The sequence below is a fragment of the Massiliimalia massiliensis genome (assembly GCF_900155615.1).
In the GTDB taxonomy this organism is placed as follows: Bacteria; Bacillota; Clostridia; order Oscillospirales; family Ruminococcaceae; genus Massiliimalia; species Massiliimalia massiliensis.
The window spans coordinates 703,177-720,032 of record NZ_FUHT01000004.1 but is presented as its reverse complement, the minus strand read 5'-3'; the positions used below and the strand labels follow the sequence as shown (position 1 = coordinate 720,032).

Here is a 16,856-nt window from a genome sequence, read left to right as displayed (position 1 = left end):
TAAGATAAAAGAAGATGGGTAGCAAACAAGAGGAGCTGGATAATCATGAGAGAGAAAAAACTAATCGTCAAACCCTATACTGAATTTGCAATTCACAGTCCGCGAATGATCCTTTACCGGAATCAGGAGGCTGTCATTGAGGGATGCAAAAAAATCCTGATTTATACAGATAATATGATTCGGTTCCAGACAAAAAAACAGGAAATTTGTTTTTACGGAAGCGGGTTGTCGTTAAAGTCGCTGAATTCAGAAAATATTATCATCACAGGCATGATCGATAAAATTGAATATTTCGCATAAAGGGGAAGATTAATTTGTATGTCAGGATGCTGCGATATTGCAAGGGCACCGTCAATTTCCAAATGTATGGAAAGGGAATCGAGGATTGCTTAAATGAAACGCTTTCAGAGGGAATCAAGCTATGGAACCTGAAGCAGAAAAACCAAAAGCTTTACGGCTGTATTACCGCCCGTGAATACCGTGCCTTCTGGCGAATCGCCCATAAGAATCAAACCAGGATTCACATGATCAGAAAAGCCGGCGTTCCGTTTTATCTGCATCGCTTTTTTAACAGGAAGGGATTGGTTCTGGGTACGGCATTGGGTATTATCTGCCTGCTTTTATCACAAAATTTTATCTGGGCTATTGATATTCATGATTACGAAGGGAAAGACCGGGAATACTTATCAGAGGTAATGGAAAATCATGGGATTAAAATAGGAGCCTATATTCCCACCTTAGATTTCCGAAAATTACAGCAGGAAATTCTGATGGAGGTGGAAGACATCTCCTGGATGGCATTAAATCGGAAGGGAACTGTAGTAGAAGCCGAGGTCTCCGAAAAGGTGGTTCCCCCGGATATTCGGGAAAGTCATCCCTGCAATGTGATTGCAAAACGAGATGGGCAGGTTGTCAGCATGGACGTTTATAACGGAAGGGAAATGGTGGAATTAAAGCAGGCCGTTTCAAAGGGAGATCTTCTTGTCAGTGGTATTCTGGATGATGAGATGGGAAATGTAAGGCAGGTTCATGCGGATGCCAAGGTGATTGCGCAGACAGTTCGAACCCATACCATCCGCTTTCATCTGAATCAAAGTGAACGCTGTTTTCTCGATGGCGGCACTAGCCGGCGGGCAATCGAAATTCTTGGTGTGCGCATTCCTCTCTACATTGATTTTTCCCTGCCGCATCCGTCCGATATAAAGGAAGAAAAAGAGGAGCTTGACATTCTGGGCTACAGATATCCTGTCACCTTCATTACAGAAAACCACCATTATTATGAAAATCTCAACACAGAATACAGCCGGGAAGAAGGACGGGAAATTATCGCCAACGCCTTTCATATCTACGAGGAAGAGGAACTGAAAAGCATCCGGATTCTCTCTTTTAAGGATCAGGAAATTGAGAAGGACGGGGTCTTGTCGATTACCAGGGAATATCTTTGCGAAGAGGACATCGCCGTGAAAATGCAACTATCCATTAACGAATAACGGAAAAAAGGACAGAAGTTTGTATAATTTGTGTGATTACATATAATGATGAAATATGATATAATATAGTTCGGAATCAGGATCAATTTTTTATTGATTTTTCTGATGAAACATGTAAGCGATGGACTAGGAACGGAGAGGTGCTTTTGGCTGAAAAGATAATCCATATTGACAATACAGAACACATCTACAGCCTGTTTGGCGACTTTGATGGAAATTTAAAAATTCTGCAGAAATACTATCATGTAAATATTGTAAACCGTGGAGCGGATATCAAAATCAGCGGCGAAGAATCTGATCTTGAAAAGGCTTCCACTGTAATTGACGGATTATTATTGATGCTCAGCAAGGGTGAAACCATCAATGAGCAAAGCATCCGGTATGTCATGAATATTGCGGAGGAGGAAAAATCCCTTTCTCCAATCAAGGATCTCACAGCGAGCGACTGCATCTGTCTGACCACCTCCGGAAAGCCGGTAAAGCCCAAAACGGTCGGCCAGAAAAAATATGTTGAAGCCATCCGGGATAATACGGTGGTATTCGGCGTTGGCCCAGCCGGGACGGGGAAAACCTATCTGGCGGTTGCAATGGCGGTACGCGCATTTAAGGCGCAGGAGGTCAATCGGATTATTCTGACCCGCCCTGCTGTAGAGGCAGGAGAGAGCCTGGGATTTTTGCCCGGGGATCTCCAGACAAAGGTAGATCCGTATTTAAGGCCGCTTTATGACGCGCTTTTTGAAATGCTTGGTGAGGAAAGCTTTAACCGCCATCTGGAAAAGGGAACGATTGAGGTAGCTCCCTTAGCTTATATGCGCGGGCGAAGCTTAAACGATTCCTTTATTATCCTGGATGAAGCCCAGAATACGACGGTCGAGCAGATGAAGATGTTCTTGACCCGGCTTGGCTTTAACTCCAAAGCGGTGGTAACCGGCGATATTACGCAGATTGATTTACCGGGAAATAAGCGTTCCGGCTTGATTGAGGTGCTGAAAATCCTGAAGAATGTTGAGGATATCTCAATTCTCAGGTTTAATGAAAAGGATGTAGTCCGCAGCAAAATTGTACAGGATATTATCCGGGCATACGAAAAGTATTACAATAACAAATCCAGATCATAATTTCAAGATAGAAAGGTAGAACACAAAATCATGGGAAAGGTAAAGGTACTCATTAAAAACGAACAGAAGGATGTGAAGATTCCTACCGGAATCCGTCTTTTAATCCGTCGTTGCTGCAACGCGGCGCTGCAGTTGGAGGGAATTGACCAGGAGGCAGAAGTCAGCGTTACCTTTGTCAATAATGAGCAGATTCAGTCTTTGAATGCAAAATATAGAAATATCGACCGGGAAACAGACGTGCTGTCCTTCCCGCAGTTTGAAGCGGAGGAATTCCATACCGAAAAACGCGACGACATCTACATGATCGGCGATATTGTCATTTCTGTTGAAAAGGCGTTTGAACAGGCAAAGCTGTATGGGCACAGCATCCAGCGTGAAATCGGCTTCTTAACGGTTCATTCGATGTTTCATCTGTTGGGCTATGACCATGAAGAAGGCGGCCTAAAAGCAGTGCAGATGAGGGAAAAGGAAGAAAGCGTGTTAATGCAGCTCGGTATCCCGAGGGGTTCCAGCTATGTGATGGAAGATGAGTAATCGTTATATCGAAGATGTTTCGAGTTTAGCAAAGAGCTTTTCCTATGCGTTCCGGGGCTTTCGCTTTGCAGTGGATAATGAGCGGAATATGCGGATTCATCTTTCTATGACGGTATTGGTAACAGAATTTGCGGTTATTTACCGTTTGAAGATTGTAGAATTCGTAATATTGCTAATCCTGTTTGGACTGGTCATCACTGCTGAGATGATTAATACAGCGATTGAAGCCCTGGTAAATTTGAATACAAAAGGTTATGACACGCTTGCCCGCATTGCAAAGGATGTTGCGGCAGGCGCTGTTTTAGTGTTAGCGGTTACCTCTGCAATTGTCGGCATTCTGCTATTTGGAAACCTGCAAAAATTACAAGCCGGCCTACTGTTTATCTGGGAGCATCCGGCGCTTATCGTGATTTTACTGGCTGAGCTGGCGTTCATTTGGCTGTTTGTGTTTCGCTGGGAAAAGCGAAAAAAGGGGCCGCGGAAATAAAAGAAAAGGAATGCTTTCATCTTGATGAAAGCTGTGGTTAAATACTATGGATCAAACTTATAGCGGATTTGTGGCGATTGTCGGGAAACCAAACGTTGGGAAATCGTCCCTGCTCAATGAGCTGTTAGGGGAAAAACTGGCTATTGTCACCCATAAGCCGCAAACAACCCGGACAAAAATCACCGGCGTATTGACACAAGGTGCAAAACAATATGTTTTTATCGATACGCCGGGACTCCACAAGGCCAAAAACCGTTTGGGCGACAATATGGTTAAAGCAGTAAATACTACCCTAAATGATATTGACGTGGTATTGTTGGTTGTAGAGGCTAAGGGTCAGGTTAACGAAGCGGAAAAGAATTTAATCGAAACGATCCAGAAAAGAAAATTACCGGCAATTTTGATTATCAATAAAATCGATCTGCTGGAACAGAAGGAGCTGCTCGCAAAGCGGATCGAGGAACTGACAGCCCTTCATAGCTTTGAGGCGGTGATCCCTGTCAGCGTACTGCAGCACGACGGAATCGGCCTGATCATGAAAGAGCTGGATCATTATTTGGTCGAAAGCGTACACTTTTTTCCGGATGACAGCCTGACGGATCAGCCGGAACGCGTAATAGTCGCTGAACGGATTCGGGAAAAAATCCTGATGAACATGCGTCAGGAAATCCCTCATGGAACGGCGATTGTCATTGAAAAAATGAAAGAGCGGGAAGACAAGGATATCTTGGATATTGAAGCGGTTATTTATTGTGAACGCTCCACCCATAAAGGGATGCTGATCGGAAAAAATGGCAGTGTCCTGAAAAAAATTGCCAGCGAGGCAAGGGAAGATATCCAAGGCTTTTTCGGCATCCAAGTGAATTTAAAATGCTGGGTCAAGGTAAAGGAGGACTGGAGAAACCGGGACGGTTTAATCAATAATTTCGGTCTCGCTTTCCGGGAATAATTGGTTACAGGAGTTTCCAATTATATTTTGAAGTTCTCTTCTCAATACTAAGCTTAGATGAAAATAGTATGGAGGAGGACGGGAAAATGGAACACATTGATCCATCAATATTGCAGACTGCCGATTCTGCTTGGAAACGGTTTGAGAAAAGCGGGACGATTGAGGACTACCTCAGCTATCGCTCTGCAGCAGAGTCCAGGAGGATCATAGACAATGTTAATCAAAACCCAGGGTCTTGTCCTAAAGCAACGGAATATCGGTGAAAATGACCGTATGCTGATCATCCTTTCCAGAGACTATGGGATTATGGAGGTTTCAGCACGCGGAGTCAAACGGCTGAACAGTCCGCTGGCCAGCGGATGCCAACTGCTTTGTTTTTCAGAGTTTTGTATTTTTCAGGGAAAAAAATACAATACCCTCAACAGCGCCGAAGTGCTCCATTCCTTTTATGATCTGCGTTTGGACGTCATGAAACTTTCGTTAGCCACCTATTTCTGCGACCTCACGAATTATCTTTCTCCGCAGGGAGATAATTCGTGGGTTTCTTTGCGTTTTCTTTTAAATACCCTTTCCTTACTGGAAAAAGGAAAAAGAGAACCTGCCTTATTAAAATGCATTTTTGAGTTAAAAATGCTTTCTCTCGCCGGATTCATGCCAAACCTGGTCTGCTGCTCGGACTGTCAGGTATATGAGGCGGATACAATGTTTTTTCTGCCGGTAGAAGCAAGGCTGCTCTGTTTAGACTGCAGTATGAACTATACACAGGAAAATCTGCTGAAATATACGGTAACGCCATCCGTCCTTTACGCGATGCGGCATATTATTTATGCGGATGACGATAAGCTGTTTCAATTTAATCTGAAAGGCGATTCCTTAAAGCAACTGGAATTTATTACAGAAAATTATGTTCTGATCCAGACAGATCAGAAATTCAAATCATTAGATGTATATCAACAGACAAAATATTAAAGGGGAAATCCATGATAATCAACGAAAAATACTGTAAAGTGTTAGAACTTGACAAGATTTTGCAGATGTTGTCAGAATACACCTGCTGCGATTATGCAAAGGAACGGGCACTTTCCATTAAACCGTTCACAAACCTCAGGATTGTAAAGGACGAAGTTGAAAAAACGAACGATGCGTTTTTACTGTCCTCCAAATTTGGAACCCCATCCTTTGCAAATTTAAAAGACCCATCCGGCGCCTTAAAACTGGCGGATGCAGGCGGAATGATTTCCTTGCCGGCATTTATCAATCTGGCGGAAATACTGCGGCAGACCAGGCTTTTGTGTGAATGGATTCGGCAGTGCCAGAATATGGAGAATAAGCTCCAGGAAATTTTCAGCTTTCTCGAATCCAATAAAGCATTGGAAGACCGCATCCGCGCCGTCGTCATATCAGAGGATCGAATCGATGATTTCGCCAGCGTGGAGCTCTCCGACATCCGCCGGAAAATCACCTCTACCCAGGCAAAAGCAAAGCAGAACATCGAAAAAATTATCCGCTCCTCAAAATACCAGAAGGTATTGCAGGAAAATATCGTCACCATCCGCGACGGGCGCTTTGTCATCCCGGTCAAGGCGGAATTTAAAGGGGAAATTCCCGGCCTGGTGCACGATACCTCTTCCAGCGGCGCGACACTGTTTATTGAACCGATGGCGGTAGTCGATGCAAACAACGAAATCCGCGTCCTGGAATTAAAGGAAAAAGCAGAAATTGAGCGGATTTTATATGAGCTTTCCGCACTCTGCGCAGAACATAAGGAAAATATCCTAAATAATTTTGATGTGATCATCACACTGAATATCTATTTCGCAAAATCCCATTTGGCCGCCAAAATGAACGCAATGATGCCAGCCATTGTAGATACCGGCGAGGTTGTACTGCGAAAAGCGCGCCATCCGCTGATCCATAAGGACGAGGTTGTTCCAATCAGTGTGGAGCTTGGCGAAAAATATAAAACGCTGGTCATTACCGGCCCGAATACCGGCGGAAAAACCGTCACCCTCAAAACAATCGGACTGCTGACTTTAATGACTATGTGCGGGCTGCTGATCCCTGTCAGCGACAACAGCACGGTCTCGGTATTCCAGAAAGTACTGGTAGATATTGGGGATGAGCAAAGCATTGAGCAAAGCCTGTCCACCTTCTCCGCACATATGACGAACATCGTATCCATTCTCAAGGAGGCGGATGAAAATTCCCTGATCCTTGTGGATGAACTGGGTTCCGGTACTGATCCGGTCGAAGGGGCCGCTATCGCTGTCTCTGTACTGGAAGAATTGAGGGAGAAGGGGAGCATCACCGCAGCGACCACCCATTATCCAGAACTGAAAATGTACGCAATTGAAACGGAAAATGTAGAAAACGCATGCTGCGAATTCGACGTCAAGACGCTCAGGCCAACCTATCGGCTCTTGATCGGTGTTCCGGGACGTTCCAATGCGTTTGCTATTTCCCGGCGGCTGGGGCTTTCGGAGGAAGTCCTTCAAAAAGCGCAGACACTAATTTCCCAGCAGGATCAGAAGCTGGAAACAGTAGTAGACCGACTCGAAAAATCTCGTCAGGAATATGAAGAAAAATACCGGGAATACAACCAGAAGGTCTATGATTACCGCAACCGTACACAGATTATTGAAGAAGAAAAGCGGAAACTCGAAAAACAAAAGGAGCAGATTATAGAGGCTGCCAGAGAGCAGGCCAGAAAAATTGTAGAAACTGTGAAGGCACAGTCCCAAAATCTGATGGATGAACTTGAGGAGCTTCGGAGACAAAAGGACAGTGAGGAATTCTCCAAGCGCACCTCACAGGCAAGGTCACAGCTTCGCGGAAAGCTTGATAAGCTCCACAGCCAAGCCAATCCCGTAACCGCCAAAACCAACGACGGCTATCGCTTGCCGCGGCCGTTAAAACGCGGAGATGATGTCCTTGTCGTGGATATCGACAAGCGGGCGACTGTACTGGAGGAGGCGGATAAAGCCGGGAATATCATGGTTCAGGCCGGAATTATGAAAATGCGCGTCAAGGTAGCAAATCTGAGGCTGGTTGAACAGAAAAACCCCTACAAGCAAACCGGACGGACGATCCGCAGTACAACGAAGGCTGTCGAACGGCGGGCTTCTACTGAGATCGACCTGCGCGGACAGACAGTAGAAGAAGCTTTGATGGACGTCGATTTCTTTATCGACCGCGCCATTCTGAGTCATCTGGAACAGATCACAATCATTCACGGAAAAGGTACAGGCGCCCTGCGCAGTGCAATCCACCGGCATCTGAAAAGCCATAAAAGCGTCAAATCCTTCCGCCTTGGAACCTTTGGGGAAGGGGAAGCCGGCGTTACCATTGTTGAACTGAAATAAAGCCAGAATAATAACAGGACGCCTCGCATAAGATGGAATATGCGAGGTGTTTTATTATGGGACCATCCCGTTTCGGTGAATTAAAAAACAAAGAGATTATCTGCAGTAAGGACGGGCTGCGGGTTGGGTATGTGGATGATCTGGTGTTCGATCCGAACACATTTCAGATTACCCACCTGATTGCCTATGGAAAATACCGTTTTTTTGGACTCTTTGGAAAATATGACGATGTCCGGATTTCCTGTGAACAAATTAAAGTCATTGGCGAAGATATCATCTTAGTCGATGATTATGAACAGGAGGGAAAAAGAAAAATAGTGAAAGAGCACTTTTTTGACAAATTTTTTGAATAGTATGCCGAAAAGCTGAATTTCTCTTGACTTTTTGACTGAAAGAATAGATAATAATAGTATTGTGAAGATTTCTATCTTATTGGTTAAATTGATTCTGGAGGGTTCTGATTTATGGAAGCAAAGCATACGGCCTCACGTATCTTTAAGGTTTTGTTTATCTTATTTTTAGTAATTTCTGTCCTGACCTCAGCCGTTTACCTTTCTGTTTCTATGAGTGTGTCCAAGGCCAAAAGTGACAACGGCATTCCGGAAATGTTTGGGAAACAGTATGTACCGATGATGAAAAGCGGGCTGTTCGAAACGATTCAGCCGGGTAGTATTGTATTGATTGAGGAAACCTATGCCAACCAGGTACAGCCGGGAGTTGTAATTTTATATGAAACCCCTGCCGATACGGATGCAAATGAAGTGTTTAACGGCTTGAGCCTTGCAACGGTTCAGGACGTAAGCCAGTCGGAAGAGGGAGGCGCAACTACCTTCACGATTAAAGACGGCACTACCGATGAGCTTCGGGATATTGCCGCAGAGTCAATTATCGGAAAGGGCGTCTATACTTTAAATGGGATGGGCAATGCTCTTCAGTTTGTCAATTCGACTGCCGGTTTGATTGTTTTAGAGGTAGTTCCGGTCTCAATTTTCCTGATCTCCCTGATCCTCTTTTTGGTGCTCCGTCCTAAACGCGGATACGTTGATGATGAAGAGGAAGAAATTCTAATTGACTCCAAGCCGCAGGAAGCTGCTGGAAAAATGAGTAAAGAAAATCCTTTGTTTGATACGGATATTGTCAGCAAAACAGTTTCGTCTGCTTCGTCAAGAACAATTCCTGAACCAGACATAGATAAACCGTCAGCACCGGTTGTTTCTGAATCATTGATGGACGAGTTCCTGCGAGAAGAAGCAGCAGCGCAGCCGCATGTTTCTGAAACCACAGCAGCAATGGGAATTACCCCGGAAGTAAAATCTCAACCGGAAGAAAGCGAGGATGACACAATGGATCAGCTTCTCAGGGATTTAGAAACTCCAGCAGAAAATAAAAACAGCGACCATACCATGGAATTTGACCTTGCAAAATTGCAGGAACAGATTTTGAATGATACTTCCAATGAACAAAGCAATGGAATTTTAAATGATCTGGATAAACAAATTGCAGAGCTGAAAGAACCGGAGGACAGCATCCAGTTCATGCTGCACGAAAATTCGATTGACGTCAACTTCCGCAATATCATTTCAATGGATATTGAAATCGAGAACCATCCTGACGGAAGCGGCTTTACCGTGAAAACACCGAATTATAATGCGGCGATTAACATTCATATCTCTAAAAACAAATAATGTTATGATTTATACAGTGTTTGAGCATTCCATAATGGGTTGCTCAAACATTTGTTTTATCAGGAGAAAAATCGTTTTATGAAGAATTTCAGGACACTATGTCGTGCTTTAGGCAGTTTTCTCAGTCTAGCCCTGTTTCTGTCATCCTGTACCCTATATGGGGGTCAGCAGGAACCCGTTAGTTCAGAATCTGAAGATTTCCCTGTCTCGGAATTTCCAGCCGCCAATGTCCCCATCACCGGCCATAACGCAAGCGGTTCATCCGATACTATGCGGGGCGTCTGGATTTCCTATCTGGAATTCGACCACATGCTGAGCGGGAAATCAGAAGATTCATACCGAACGGAAATTACAGACATGGTTCAAAACTGCAAAAAGAAAGAATTAAACACCTTAATTGTTCAGGTACGTTCTCATGGAGACGCCTATTACCCCTCCAAGCTTTATCCCTGGTCTTCCCACGCAAGCGGAACGGTCGGGAAAGCCTGTGATTTTGACCCGTTCAAAATTTTGATTGAACTTTCCCGGAAAGAGGGACTTTCCGTCCATGCATGGATTAACCCGTACCGCCTGATGAAAGACGAGGAAATGGAGCAGGTATCGGACGCATTTCTGATTAAAAAATGGTATCAGAATAACGACTTTATGGCTCAGGGAAAAGATGGTTACTGGTATCTTAACGCAGGAAACAGCGATGTCCAGGAACTGATTGTCCAGGGCGTTCAGGAATTGATTGAGAATTATGAGATCGACGGAATACAGATTGACGACTACTTTTATGATAAGGTAAAGCCATCTGATTTCGGTCAGAATGAGGAGCAGGGAAGAAAAAATGTTACCGATATGGTAAAACAAATCTATACATGTGTCAAAAAGAAAGACGAAAATCTTTTATTTGGCATCAGTCCAGCCGGAAATTATGGTAACCAGCCCGCCTCTGACCAAAGCCAGCTCACCAATCTATCCCTCTGGTGCACCGAAGAAGGGTATCTGGACTATGTAGCCCCGCAGATCTATTGGGAATTTGATAATGAGGAAGCACCATTTCTGACTGTTTTAGAAAAATGGGAGAAGCTGGTAGAGGATTCTCCGGTTAAGCTTTATGTAGGTTTGGCTGCTTATAAATTCGCGGATACCGACATCTTGCAGCAGGAAATTGACGAGGTAAATCAAAGAGAAAATTCAGAGGGATACATTTTATTTCGATATGATAATCTGGTTTAAACCGGGCATGATAACAACAGGAAATTGTTGTCATGAAAGGAGAAAAAATCGATGCCCGGTTTAACACAACAGGAGCTCCATATGCTGGAACAGCAGCTTCAATATGAGCAAGCCATGGTGCGGAAATACAAATTCTGTTATCAGTTTTGCAATGATCCACAGCTCAAAATTAAATGCGAGCAGATTGCCGCCCGACATGCAGACCATTATATGAAGCTATTGGATACAATCAGTTAAAAAATAGGAGGAAAAACTGTAACATGGATCAGGAAAAAATAAAGCTTGACCACGACCTGCTGTTCGATTTTATCTGTACCGAACGATGGCTGTCTAATTTATATAATTCCGCTGTCAATGACAGCAGCACCAGCCGTGTGAAACAGCAGATGCTCTATATTCTGTCGGATCAGCACCAGATTTATACAGAAATGTACGATGAGTTTTCAAAACGCGGCTGGGCTGAAAGCGAGAATGCAGATTATCAAAAAATTCAGTCCACAAAAGAAAAATATACCAATCAGTTAAAAGACCTTTAATAAAAAACCACAAGTAAATTTACTTGTGGTTTTTTATTTTTACTTGATACCATTTTTTTACTTGTTGTGATATAATAAAAGACAAAGTTCGACAAAAATAAAATATGATTTATATTATAATAAAATATTACAGTAATGAGAGAAAGGTTTGGAAATGTAATGGATCAGGCAGTCAAAGAAAGAATTGAAAAACTCAGAAAAAAAATCAACCAATATGCCAATCAATATTACAATGAGGACAACCCGTCAGTCAGCGATTATGATTATGATCTGCTGATGAATGAATTAAAACAGCTTGAAGCCAGCCATCCTGAACTGGTTACTCCAGATTCGCCAACTCAGCGGGTAGGCGGAGAAGCTTCAAACCTGTTCGAAAAGGTCACGCATGAGGTGCAGATGGGAAGTCTGCAGGATGTATTTGACCTGGATGAAATCCGCGAATTTGACGAACGGGTCAAAAAGGTGATTGAACAGCCGGAATATGTCGTAGAGGCAAAGATTGACGGGCTGTCAGTTTCACTGGAATACGTAAACGGGATTTTTACACGCGGTTCTACCCGGGGAGACGGATTTGTCGGGGAGGATGTTACTGCCAATCTCAAAACAATCCACAATATCCCGTTAAAGCTCACGCGGCCGATTCCTTTTTTAGAGGTGCGCGGAGAGGTTTATATGCCAAAAAAGACCTTTCTCAAGCTGGTGGAACAGCAGGAATTAAATGACGAGGTTCCGTTTAAAAATCCGAGGAATGCGGCAGCCGGTTCCCTGCGGCAGAAAGACCCTAAAATTGCCGCTAAGAGAAAGCTGGATATTTTTATATTCAACGTTCAGCGGATCGAAGGGGCAGCATTGGATACGCACAGCCAGAGCTTAGATTTCCTGAAAGAGCTGGGATTTACTGTCTCGCCATGGTATCATACCTTCAGTACCATTGACGAAGCGGTTAGAGATATTGAAAAGATCGGGGAACGTCGGGATCAATTTTCTTTTGATATCGACGGCGCAGTTGTAAAGGTAAATAATTTACAGGAACGGGAACAGCTCGGCAGTACTGCCAAATACCCAAAATGGGCAGTTGCCTTTAAATATCCGCCGGAAGAGAAGGAAAGCACTCTGCTGGATATCGAAATCAGTGTTGGCCGGACTGGTGTGCTGACTCCAACGGCTGTATTTGAACCGATTTTGCTGGCAGGAAGCTCTGTCAGCCGCGCTGTCCTCCACAATCAGGACTACATTACAGAAAAGGATATCCGTATTGGTGACCGAATCGTAATCCGGAAGGCCGGAGAAATTATCCCGGAGGTTGTCCGCTCAGTCAGCCATGCTCCTGCCAGCGTACCTTATTATATTCCAAAAAATTGTCCCTCCTGCGGGGAACAGGCTGTCAAGCTGGAAGGGGAAGCGGCACTGCGGTGTATTAATCCGTTCTGTCCGGCCACGCTTCTGAAAAATATGATCCATTTCGCTTCCCGGGACGCGATGAATATCGACGGGCTTGGGCCTGCAATTATCGAATCGCTGGTAGACAATCACCTAATGGCAGATGAAGCAGACCTTTATTACCTCCGCCGTGAAGACTTGTTGGAATTGGAGCGGATGGGGGATAAGTCTGTCGATAACCTCCTGACCTCAATTGAACGCTCCAAAGAAAATGACCTGGCGCTTCTTATCTTTGCGCTCGGCATCCGCAACGTGGGGAAAAAGGGCGCGGAGCTGCTCTGTGAAGCCTTTGATACAATCGATAAAGTAATGAATGCTTCCTGTGATGAGATTACCGCAATTGACGGGATTGGGCAGGTAATGGCGCAGAATATCACCGAGTATTTTTCACGGGAAAAATCCCGGGAGCTCATCCAGCGGTTGAGGGAAGCCGGGGTCAATATGACCCATGAATCAAAATTGAAGGGCAGTTTATTGAGCAATCTGACGTTTGTCATTACCGGGACTTTAAATCACTTTACAAGAAATGAAGCAAAGGATATAATAGAAAGAAATGGGGGAAAGGTATCGGGCAGCGTCTCCAAAAAGACAAGCTACCTGCTTGCCGGAGAAGCCGGCGGCAGCAAGCTGAAAAAAGCCGCAGACCTCGGGGTTCCGGTTTTGTCCGAGACAGAGTTCCTTGAGATGATAAATCAAACGGAGGAATAAAACCATGATTGATATCAAGCATATTGCAAAGCTTTCCAAGCTGCGGATCACTGCGCAGGAAGAAGAAAAATTTGCAGAAGAGATGGAAAAAATCGTCGATATGATCCAAAATCTGCCGCAGCTGGACGATACCGGCGCTCTGATTGACCCATCCAATCCAATGATCCTTCGGGAAGATACAGCAGCCCAGCATTTTAAACGGGATGCATTGATGCAGAACGCTCCGCAGACAAAAGCCGGATGTGTTGTGGTGCCAAAGGTAGTAGAATAAAGAGGGAAGGCGGAGTTTTGATGGAAATGTATCAGTATACCGCGACAGAATTGTCGTCTATGCTAAAGAAGAAAGAATGCAGTGCAGTAGAGGTAACGGAATCCGTTTTAAAGCGGGTTCATGCTGTTGAAAATCAAGTGAACGCCTATGTTACCGTAACAGAAGAACTGGCTCTGAAAAAAGCGGAAGAGGTGGATCAGAAACGTGCGGCAGGAGAACCGCTGCACGACCTGGCTGGCATCCCGATTGCAATTAAGGATAATATCTGCACAAAAGGCGTAAAAACCACCTGTGCCTCCAGAATGCTGGAAAACTTTGTCCCGCCTTACAATGCGACTGTTATTGAAAAACTGGATTCCTGTGATTATGTCCCGGTTGGGAAGGTGAATATGGATGAATTCGCCATGGGTTCCTCTACAGAAACATCCTATTTTAAAAAGACCAGTAATCCTAACCGTCTTGACTGCGTTCCGGGCGGCTCCTCAGGCGGAAGCGGCGCTGCCGTCAGCGCTGGAGAAGCGGTACTGGCGCTCGGTTCTGATACCGGCGGTTCGATCCGCTTGCCGGCCTCCTACTGCGGCGTAGTCGGCCTGAAACCGACCTATAGCTCTGTTTCCCGTTATGGTTTGGTTGCGTTTGCTTCCTCTCTGGATCAAATCGGGCCTCTGGGAAGAAGCGTATCCGATGTTGCAATGCTTTATTCTGCAATCTGCGGACATGACCCGCATGACGCAACCTCCGCAATGCGGGAATATGCGGACTTTAATGCCTCTTTGCAGCCTGATATCAAAGGGAAGGTCATCGGCCTGCCGAAAGAGTACTTCGGAGCGGGTGTTTCCGATACTGTAAAATCCAAGGTGATGGAGGCAGTCAAAGAGATGGAGCGTCAGGGTGCGGCTGTGAAGGAAATTTCTCTTCCAAGCACAGATTATGCCCTGAACGCTTATTACATTATTTCTTCAGCGGAGGCCTCCTCCAACCTCGCCAGGTTTGACGGAGTAAAATACGGTTACCGCGCAAAGGACTATCGGAATCTGGAAGAACTCTACGAAAAAACCAGAAGCGAAGGCTTTGGAGATGAAGTAAAACGCCGTATCCTGCTTGGCACCTTTGTGCTGAGCAGCGGTTATTACGACGCATATTATAAACGCGCAAAACTGCTCCAGAAACAGATTGGGGAGGAGTTCCGCCAGGCTTTTGAAAGCTGTGATGTAATCCTCACGCCAACTTCGCCGGATACCGCGTTTAAACTGGGGGAAAATATCGGCGATCCGCTGAAAATGTATGCGACTGATATTTGTACTGTCACCGTCAATATTGCCGGACTTCCGGCTTTGAGCATTCCGTGCGGAAAAGATGAAACCGGTCTTCCGGTAGGGCTTCAGCTAATCGGCGCAAAATTCAGCGAACAGAAGCTGCTGAATACTGCGCTTGCGTATGAACAGGCTGTCGGCGGATTCAACCAGATTCCGGAGATCAAATAGGGGAGGCATGGAAGAAATGGAATATGAAATTGTTGTCGGCCTGGAGGTTCATGCCGAGCTGAATACCAAATCAAAAATATACTGCGAATGCCATAACGCGTTTGGCCTGGAAGTCAATACCCAGTGCTGCCCAATTTGTATGGGAATGCCGGGGACGCTGCCCACTCTGAACGAAAAGGTGGTAGAAAAGGCAATCAAGATGGGGCACGCGCTTCATTGTGATATCAACCGGATCTGCAAGCAGGACCGCAAAAATTACTTTTACCCGGATTTGCCGAAGGCTTATCAGATTTCCCAATTTGATATCCCGCTTTGTGAACATGGCTATGTAGAAGTCATGGTAGAAGGGGAGGTCAAAAAATTCGGTGTAACCCGAATCCATATCGAAGAAGACGCCGGAAAGCTGCTCCATGGCGGGGAAAGCTTTGACGGTTCTTTAGTGGACTTCAACCGCTGCGGCGTGCCTCTGATTGAAATCGTATCAGAACCGGATTTCCGCAGCTCCGCAGATGCAAAAGCATATCTTGAGGCCTTAAAATCTATTTTACTGTATCTGGATATCTCCGACTGTAAAATGCAGGAAGGCTCTATTCGCTGCGACGTAAATGTTTCAGTCCGCCCGAAGGGAAGCGACGCGTTCGGTACTCGTGTCGAAATGAAAAACGTCAATACCTTTAGCGGCGCTGTCCGTGCCATCGATTATGAAGCGGCACGACAGATTGAGGTACTGGAAAATGGAGGAACAATTACCCAGGAGACAAGGCGCTGGGATGATGCCAGGGGAGTAAACGAATTGCTGCGAAGCAAAGAGGACGCGCAGGATTACCGTTATTTCCCAGAACCTGACCTGCCGACCATTGTTGTTTCACAGGAAAAGGTGGATGAGCTGAAAGAGTCCATTACTGAACTGCCAAACCTTAAGGTGATCCGCTATGTCACCGAATTCGGCCTGAGTCAGACTGACGCTGAGACGATCATTGACAGCATGGAAAAATCTGCTTGGTTTGAAGAAGTTGTCGCGGCAAAAGCATGCAATGCCAAGACCGCCGCCAACTGGATATTGGGAGATATTTCCAAATTTATGAACGAGACCGGGAAATCCTTATCTGATACTCAATTGACTCCAAACAAGCTGGCCGAATTGATTAGCTATATTGAGAGCGGAAAAATTTCCAATGCGGCGGCAAAGCAGGTGTTTGAAGTACTGCTTCAGGAAAATCGTGAACCTATGGATGTCATCAAGGAAAAGGGCCTGATGCAGATTTCAGATGAAGGCGCATTAGAAAAGGTTGTAGCTGACGTTTTAGCTGGCAATGAAAAGTCCGTTGCTGATTATAGAAACGGCAAAACCAACGCGTTGGGATATCTGACCGGTCAATGTATGAAAGCTACAAAAGGCCAGGGCAATCCGCAAAAATTAAAAGAGTTGTTGCTTGCAGCTTTAAGCGGTGAATAAATAAGAAACATCAAAAAGAACCAGTCACATCACATGAAACTGGTTCTTTTTGATACTTGCAATGAGACGGAAAATGTGTTAAACTCTAATATACATTATGTCGTTAAATAAA

17 protein-coding genes are annotated in these 16,856 nt (G+C 45.0%); all 17 read left to right on the top strand.

Annotated elements, in window-relative coordinates; genetic code table 11:
- The first annotated feature begins 45 nt into the window (after positions 1–45).
- The 17 genes from CZ360_RS12025 to gatB all read left to right on the top strand — a co-directional run bounded on the left by CZ360_RS12025 (position 46) and on the right by gatB (position 16,744).
- Complete coding sequence (locus tag CZ360_RS12025; RefSeq protein WP_077534430.1) at positions 46–300, top strand: YabP/YqfC family sporulation protein; 255 nt, start codon at positions 46–48, stop codon at positions 298–300.
- A gap of 14 nt (positions 301–314) precedes the next feature.
- Positions 315–1,490 carry a sporulation protein YqfD gene (locus CZ360_RS12020; protein ID WP_077534429.1) on the top strand — a complete coding sequence of 392 codons (1,176 nt, stop codon included), beginning with the start codon at positions 315–317 and terminating at the stop codon, positions 1,488–1,490.
- A 146-nt stretch (positions 1,491–1,636) separates the two neighbouring features.
- Positions 1,637–2,608: a PhoH family protein gene (locus CZ360_RS12015; protein WP_077534428.1), complete on the top strand. Its 972-nt coding sequence runs from the start codon at positions 1,637–1,639 to the stop codon at positions 2,606–2,608.
- 30 nt (positions 2,609–2,638) lie between these two features.
- Positions 2,639–3,142: an rRNA maturation RNase YbeY gene (ybeY, locus tag CZ360_RS12010; RefSeq protein ID WP_077534427.1), complete on the top strand. Its 504-nt coding sequence runs from the start codon at positions 2,639–2,641 to the stop codon at positions 3,140–3,142.
- The gene (locus CZ360_RS12005) at positions 3,135–3,629 is read left to right on the top strand and encodes a diacylglycerol kinase family protein (RefSeq protein WP_077534426.1); all 495 of its coding nucleotides are present in this window, start codon (positions 3,135–3,137) and stop codon (positions 3,627–3,629) included. The genes ybeY and CZ360_RS12005 overlap by 8 nt, the downstream gene beginning before the upstream one ends.
- A gap of 46 nt (positions 3,630–3,675) precedes the next feature.
- Positions 3,676–4,578 carry a GTPase Era gene (era, locus tag CZ360_RS12000; RefSeq protein WP_077534425.1) on the top strand — a complete coding sequence of 301 codons (903 nt, stop codon included), beginning with the start codon at positions 3,676–3,678 and terminating at the stop codon, positions 4,576–4,578.
- A gap of 213 nt (positions 4,579–4,791) precedes the next feature.
- On the top strand, positions 4,792–5,547 hold the full coding sequence (recO, locus tag CZ360_RS11995; RefSeq protein ID WP_077534424.1) for a DNA repair protein RecO: 756 nt from the start codon (positions 4,792–4,794) through the stop codon (positions 5,545–5,547).
- 11 nt (positions 5,548–5,558) lie between these two features.
- Entirely contained in the window at positions 5,559–7,940 is a 2,382-nt protein-coding gene (locus CZ360_RS11990) for an endonuclease MutS2 (protein WP_077534423.1), read from the top strand.
- 56 nt (positions 7,941–7,996) lie between these two features.
- Positions 7,997–8,293, top strand: a complete 297-nt coding sequence (locus tag CZ360_RS11985) for a YlmC/YmxH family sporulation protein (protein WP_159438286.1) — start codon at positions 7,997–7,999, stop codon at positions 8,291–8,293.
- 111 nt (positions 8,294–8,404) lie between these two features.
- Positions 8,405–9,625: a S24/S26 family peptidase gene (locus CZ360_RS11980; protein WP_077534421.1), complete on the top strand. Its 1,221-nt coding sequence runs from the start codon at positions 8,405–8,407 to the stop codon at positions 9,623–9,625.
- Positions 9,626–9,703: 78 nt separating this feature from the next.
- The gene (locus CZ360_RS11975; RefSeq protein WP_077534420.1) at positions 9,704–10,849 is read left to right on the top strand and encodes a glycoside hydrolase family 10-like protein; all 1,146 of its coding nucleotides are present in this window, start codon (positions 9,704–9,706) and stop codon (positions 10,847–10,849) included.
- A gap of 51 nt (positions 10,850–10,900) precedes the next feature.
- A complete protein-coding gene (locus tag CZ360_RS11970; RefSeq protein ID WP_077534419.1) occupies positions 10,901–11,086 on the top strand; it encodes a hypothetical protein in 186 nt (61 codons plus the stop codon).
- A 23-nt stretch (positions 11,087–11,109) separates the two neighbouring features.
- On the top strand, positions 11,110–11,385 hold the full coding sequence (locus CZ360_RS11965; protein ID WP_159438285.1) for a spore coat protein: 276 nt from the start codon (positions 11,110–11,112) through the stop codon (positions 11,383–11,385).
- A gap of 159 nt (positions 11,386–11,544) precedes the next feature.
- Complete coding sequence (ligA, locus tag CZ360_RS11960) at positions 11,545–13,533, top strand: NAD-dependent DNA ligase LigA (RefSeq protein ID WP_077534417.1); 1,989 nt, start codon at positions 11,545–11,547, stop codon at positions 13,531–13,533.
- Between the two features lie 4 nt (positions 13,534–13,537).
- Positions 13,538–13,804: an Asp-tRNA(Asn)/Glu-tRNA(Gln) amidotransferase subunit GatC gene (gene gatC, locus CZ360_RS11955; protein ID WP_077534416.1), complete on the top strand. Its 267-nt coding sequence runs from the start codon at positions 13,538–13,540 to the stop codon at positions 13,802–13,804.
- 20 nt (positions 13,805–13,824) lie between these two features.
- A complete protein-coding gene (gene gatA, locus CZ360_RS11950; protein WP_077534415.1) occupies positions 13,825–15,288 on the top strand; it encodes an Asp-tRNA(Asn)/Glu-tRNA(Gln) amidotransferase subunit GatA in 1,464 nt (487 codons plus the stop codon).
- Positions 15,289–15,304: 16 nt separating this feature from the next.
- Complete coding sequence (gatB, locus tag CZ360_RS11945) at positions 15,305–16,744, top strand: Asp-tRNA(Asn)/Glu-tRNA(Gln) amidotransferase subunit GatB (protein WP_077534834.1); 1,440 nt, start codon at positions 15,305–15,307, stop codon at positions 16,742–16,744.
- The last annotated feature ends 112 nt before the right edge of the window (positions 16,745–16,856 follow it).

Coding starts and splice junctions, on each gene's coding strand:
- ligA (WP_077534417.1), top strand. CDS start 11,545: ATGGATCAGGCAGTCAAAGAAAGAATTGAAAAACTCAGAAAAAAAATC.
- CZ360_RS12005 (WP_077534426.1), top strand. CDS start 3,135: ATGAGTAATCGTTATATCGAAGATGTTTCGAGTTTAGCAAAGAGCTTT.
- CZ360_RS11980 (WP_077534421.1), top strand. CDS start 8,405: ATGGAAGCAAAGCATACGGCCTCACGTATCTTTAAGGTTTTGTTTATC.
- recO (WP_077534424.1), top strand. CDS start 4,792: ATGTTAATCAAAACCCAGGGTCTTGTCCTAAAGCAACGGAATATCGGT.
- CZ360_RS11975 (WP_077534420.1), top strand. CDS start 9,704: ATGAAGAATTTCAGGACACTATGTCGTGCTTTAGGCAGTTTTCTCAGT.
- CZ360_RS11990 (WP_077534423.1), top strand. CDS start 5,559: ATGATAATCAACGAAAAATACTGTAAAGTGTTAGAACTTGACAAGATT.
- era (WP_077534425.1), top strand. CDS start 3,676: ATGGATCAAACTTATAGCGGATTTGTGGCGATTGTCGGGAAACCAAAC.
- CZ360_RS11965 (WP_159438285.1), top strand. CDS start 11,110: ATGGATCAGGAAAAAATAAAGCTTGACCACGACCTGCTGTTCGATTTT.
- CZ360_RS11970 (WP_077534419.1), top strand. CDS start 10,901: ATGCCCGGTTTAACACAACAGGAGCTCCATATGCTGGAACAGCAGCTT.
- gatA (WP_077534415.1), top strand. CDS start 13,825: ATGGAAATGTATCAGTATACCGCGACAGAATTGTCGTCTATGCTAAAG.
- ybeY (WP_077534427.1), top strand. CDS start 2,639: ATGGGAAAGGTAAAGGTACTCATTAAAAACGAACAGAAGGATGTGAAG.
- gatB (WP_077534834.1), top strand. CDS start 15,305: ATGGAATATGAAATTGTTGTCGGCCTGGAGGTTCATGCCGAGCTGAAT.
- CZ360_RS11985 (WP_159438286.1), top strand. CDS start 7,997: ATGGGACCATCCCGTTTCGGTGAATTAAAAAACAAAGAGATTATCTGC.
- gatC (WP_077534416.1), top strand. CDS start 13,538: ATGATTGATATCAAGCATATTGCAAAGCTTTCCAAGCTGCGGATCACT.
- CZ360_RS12025 (WP_077534430.1), top strand. CDS start 46: ATGAGAGAGAAAAAACTAATCGTCAAACCCTATACTGAATTTGCAATT.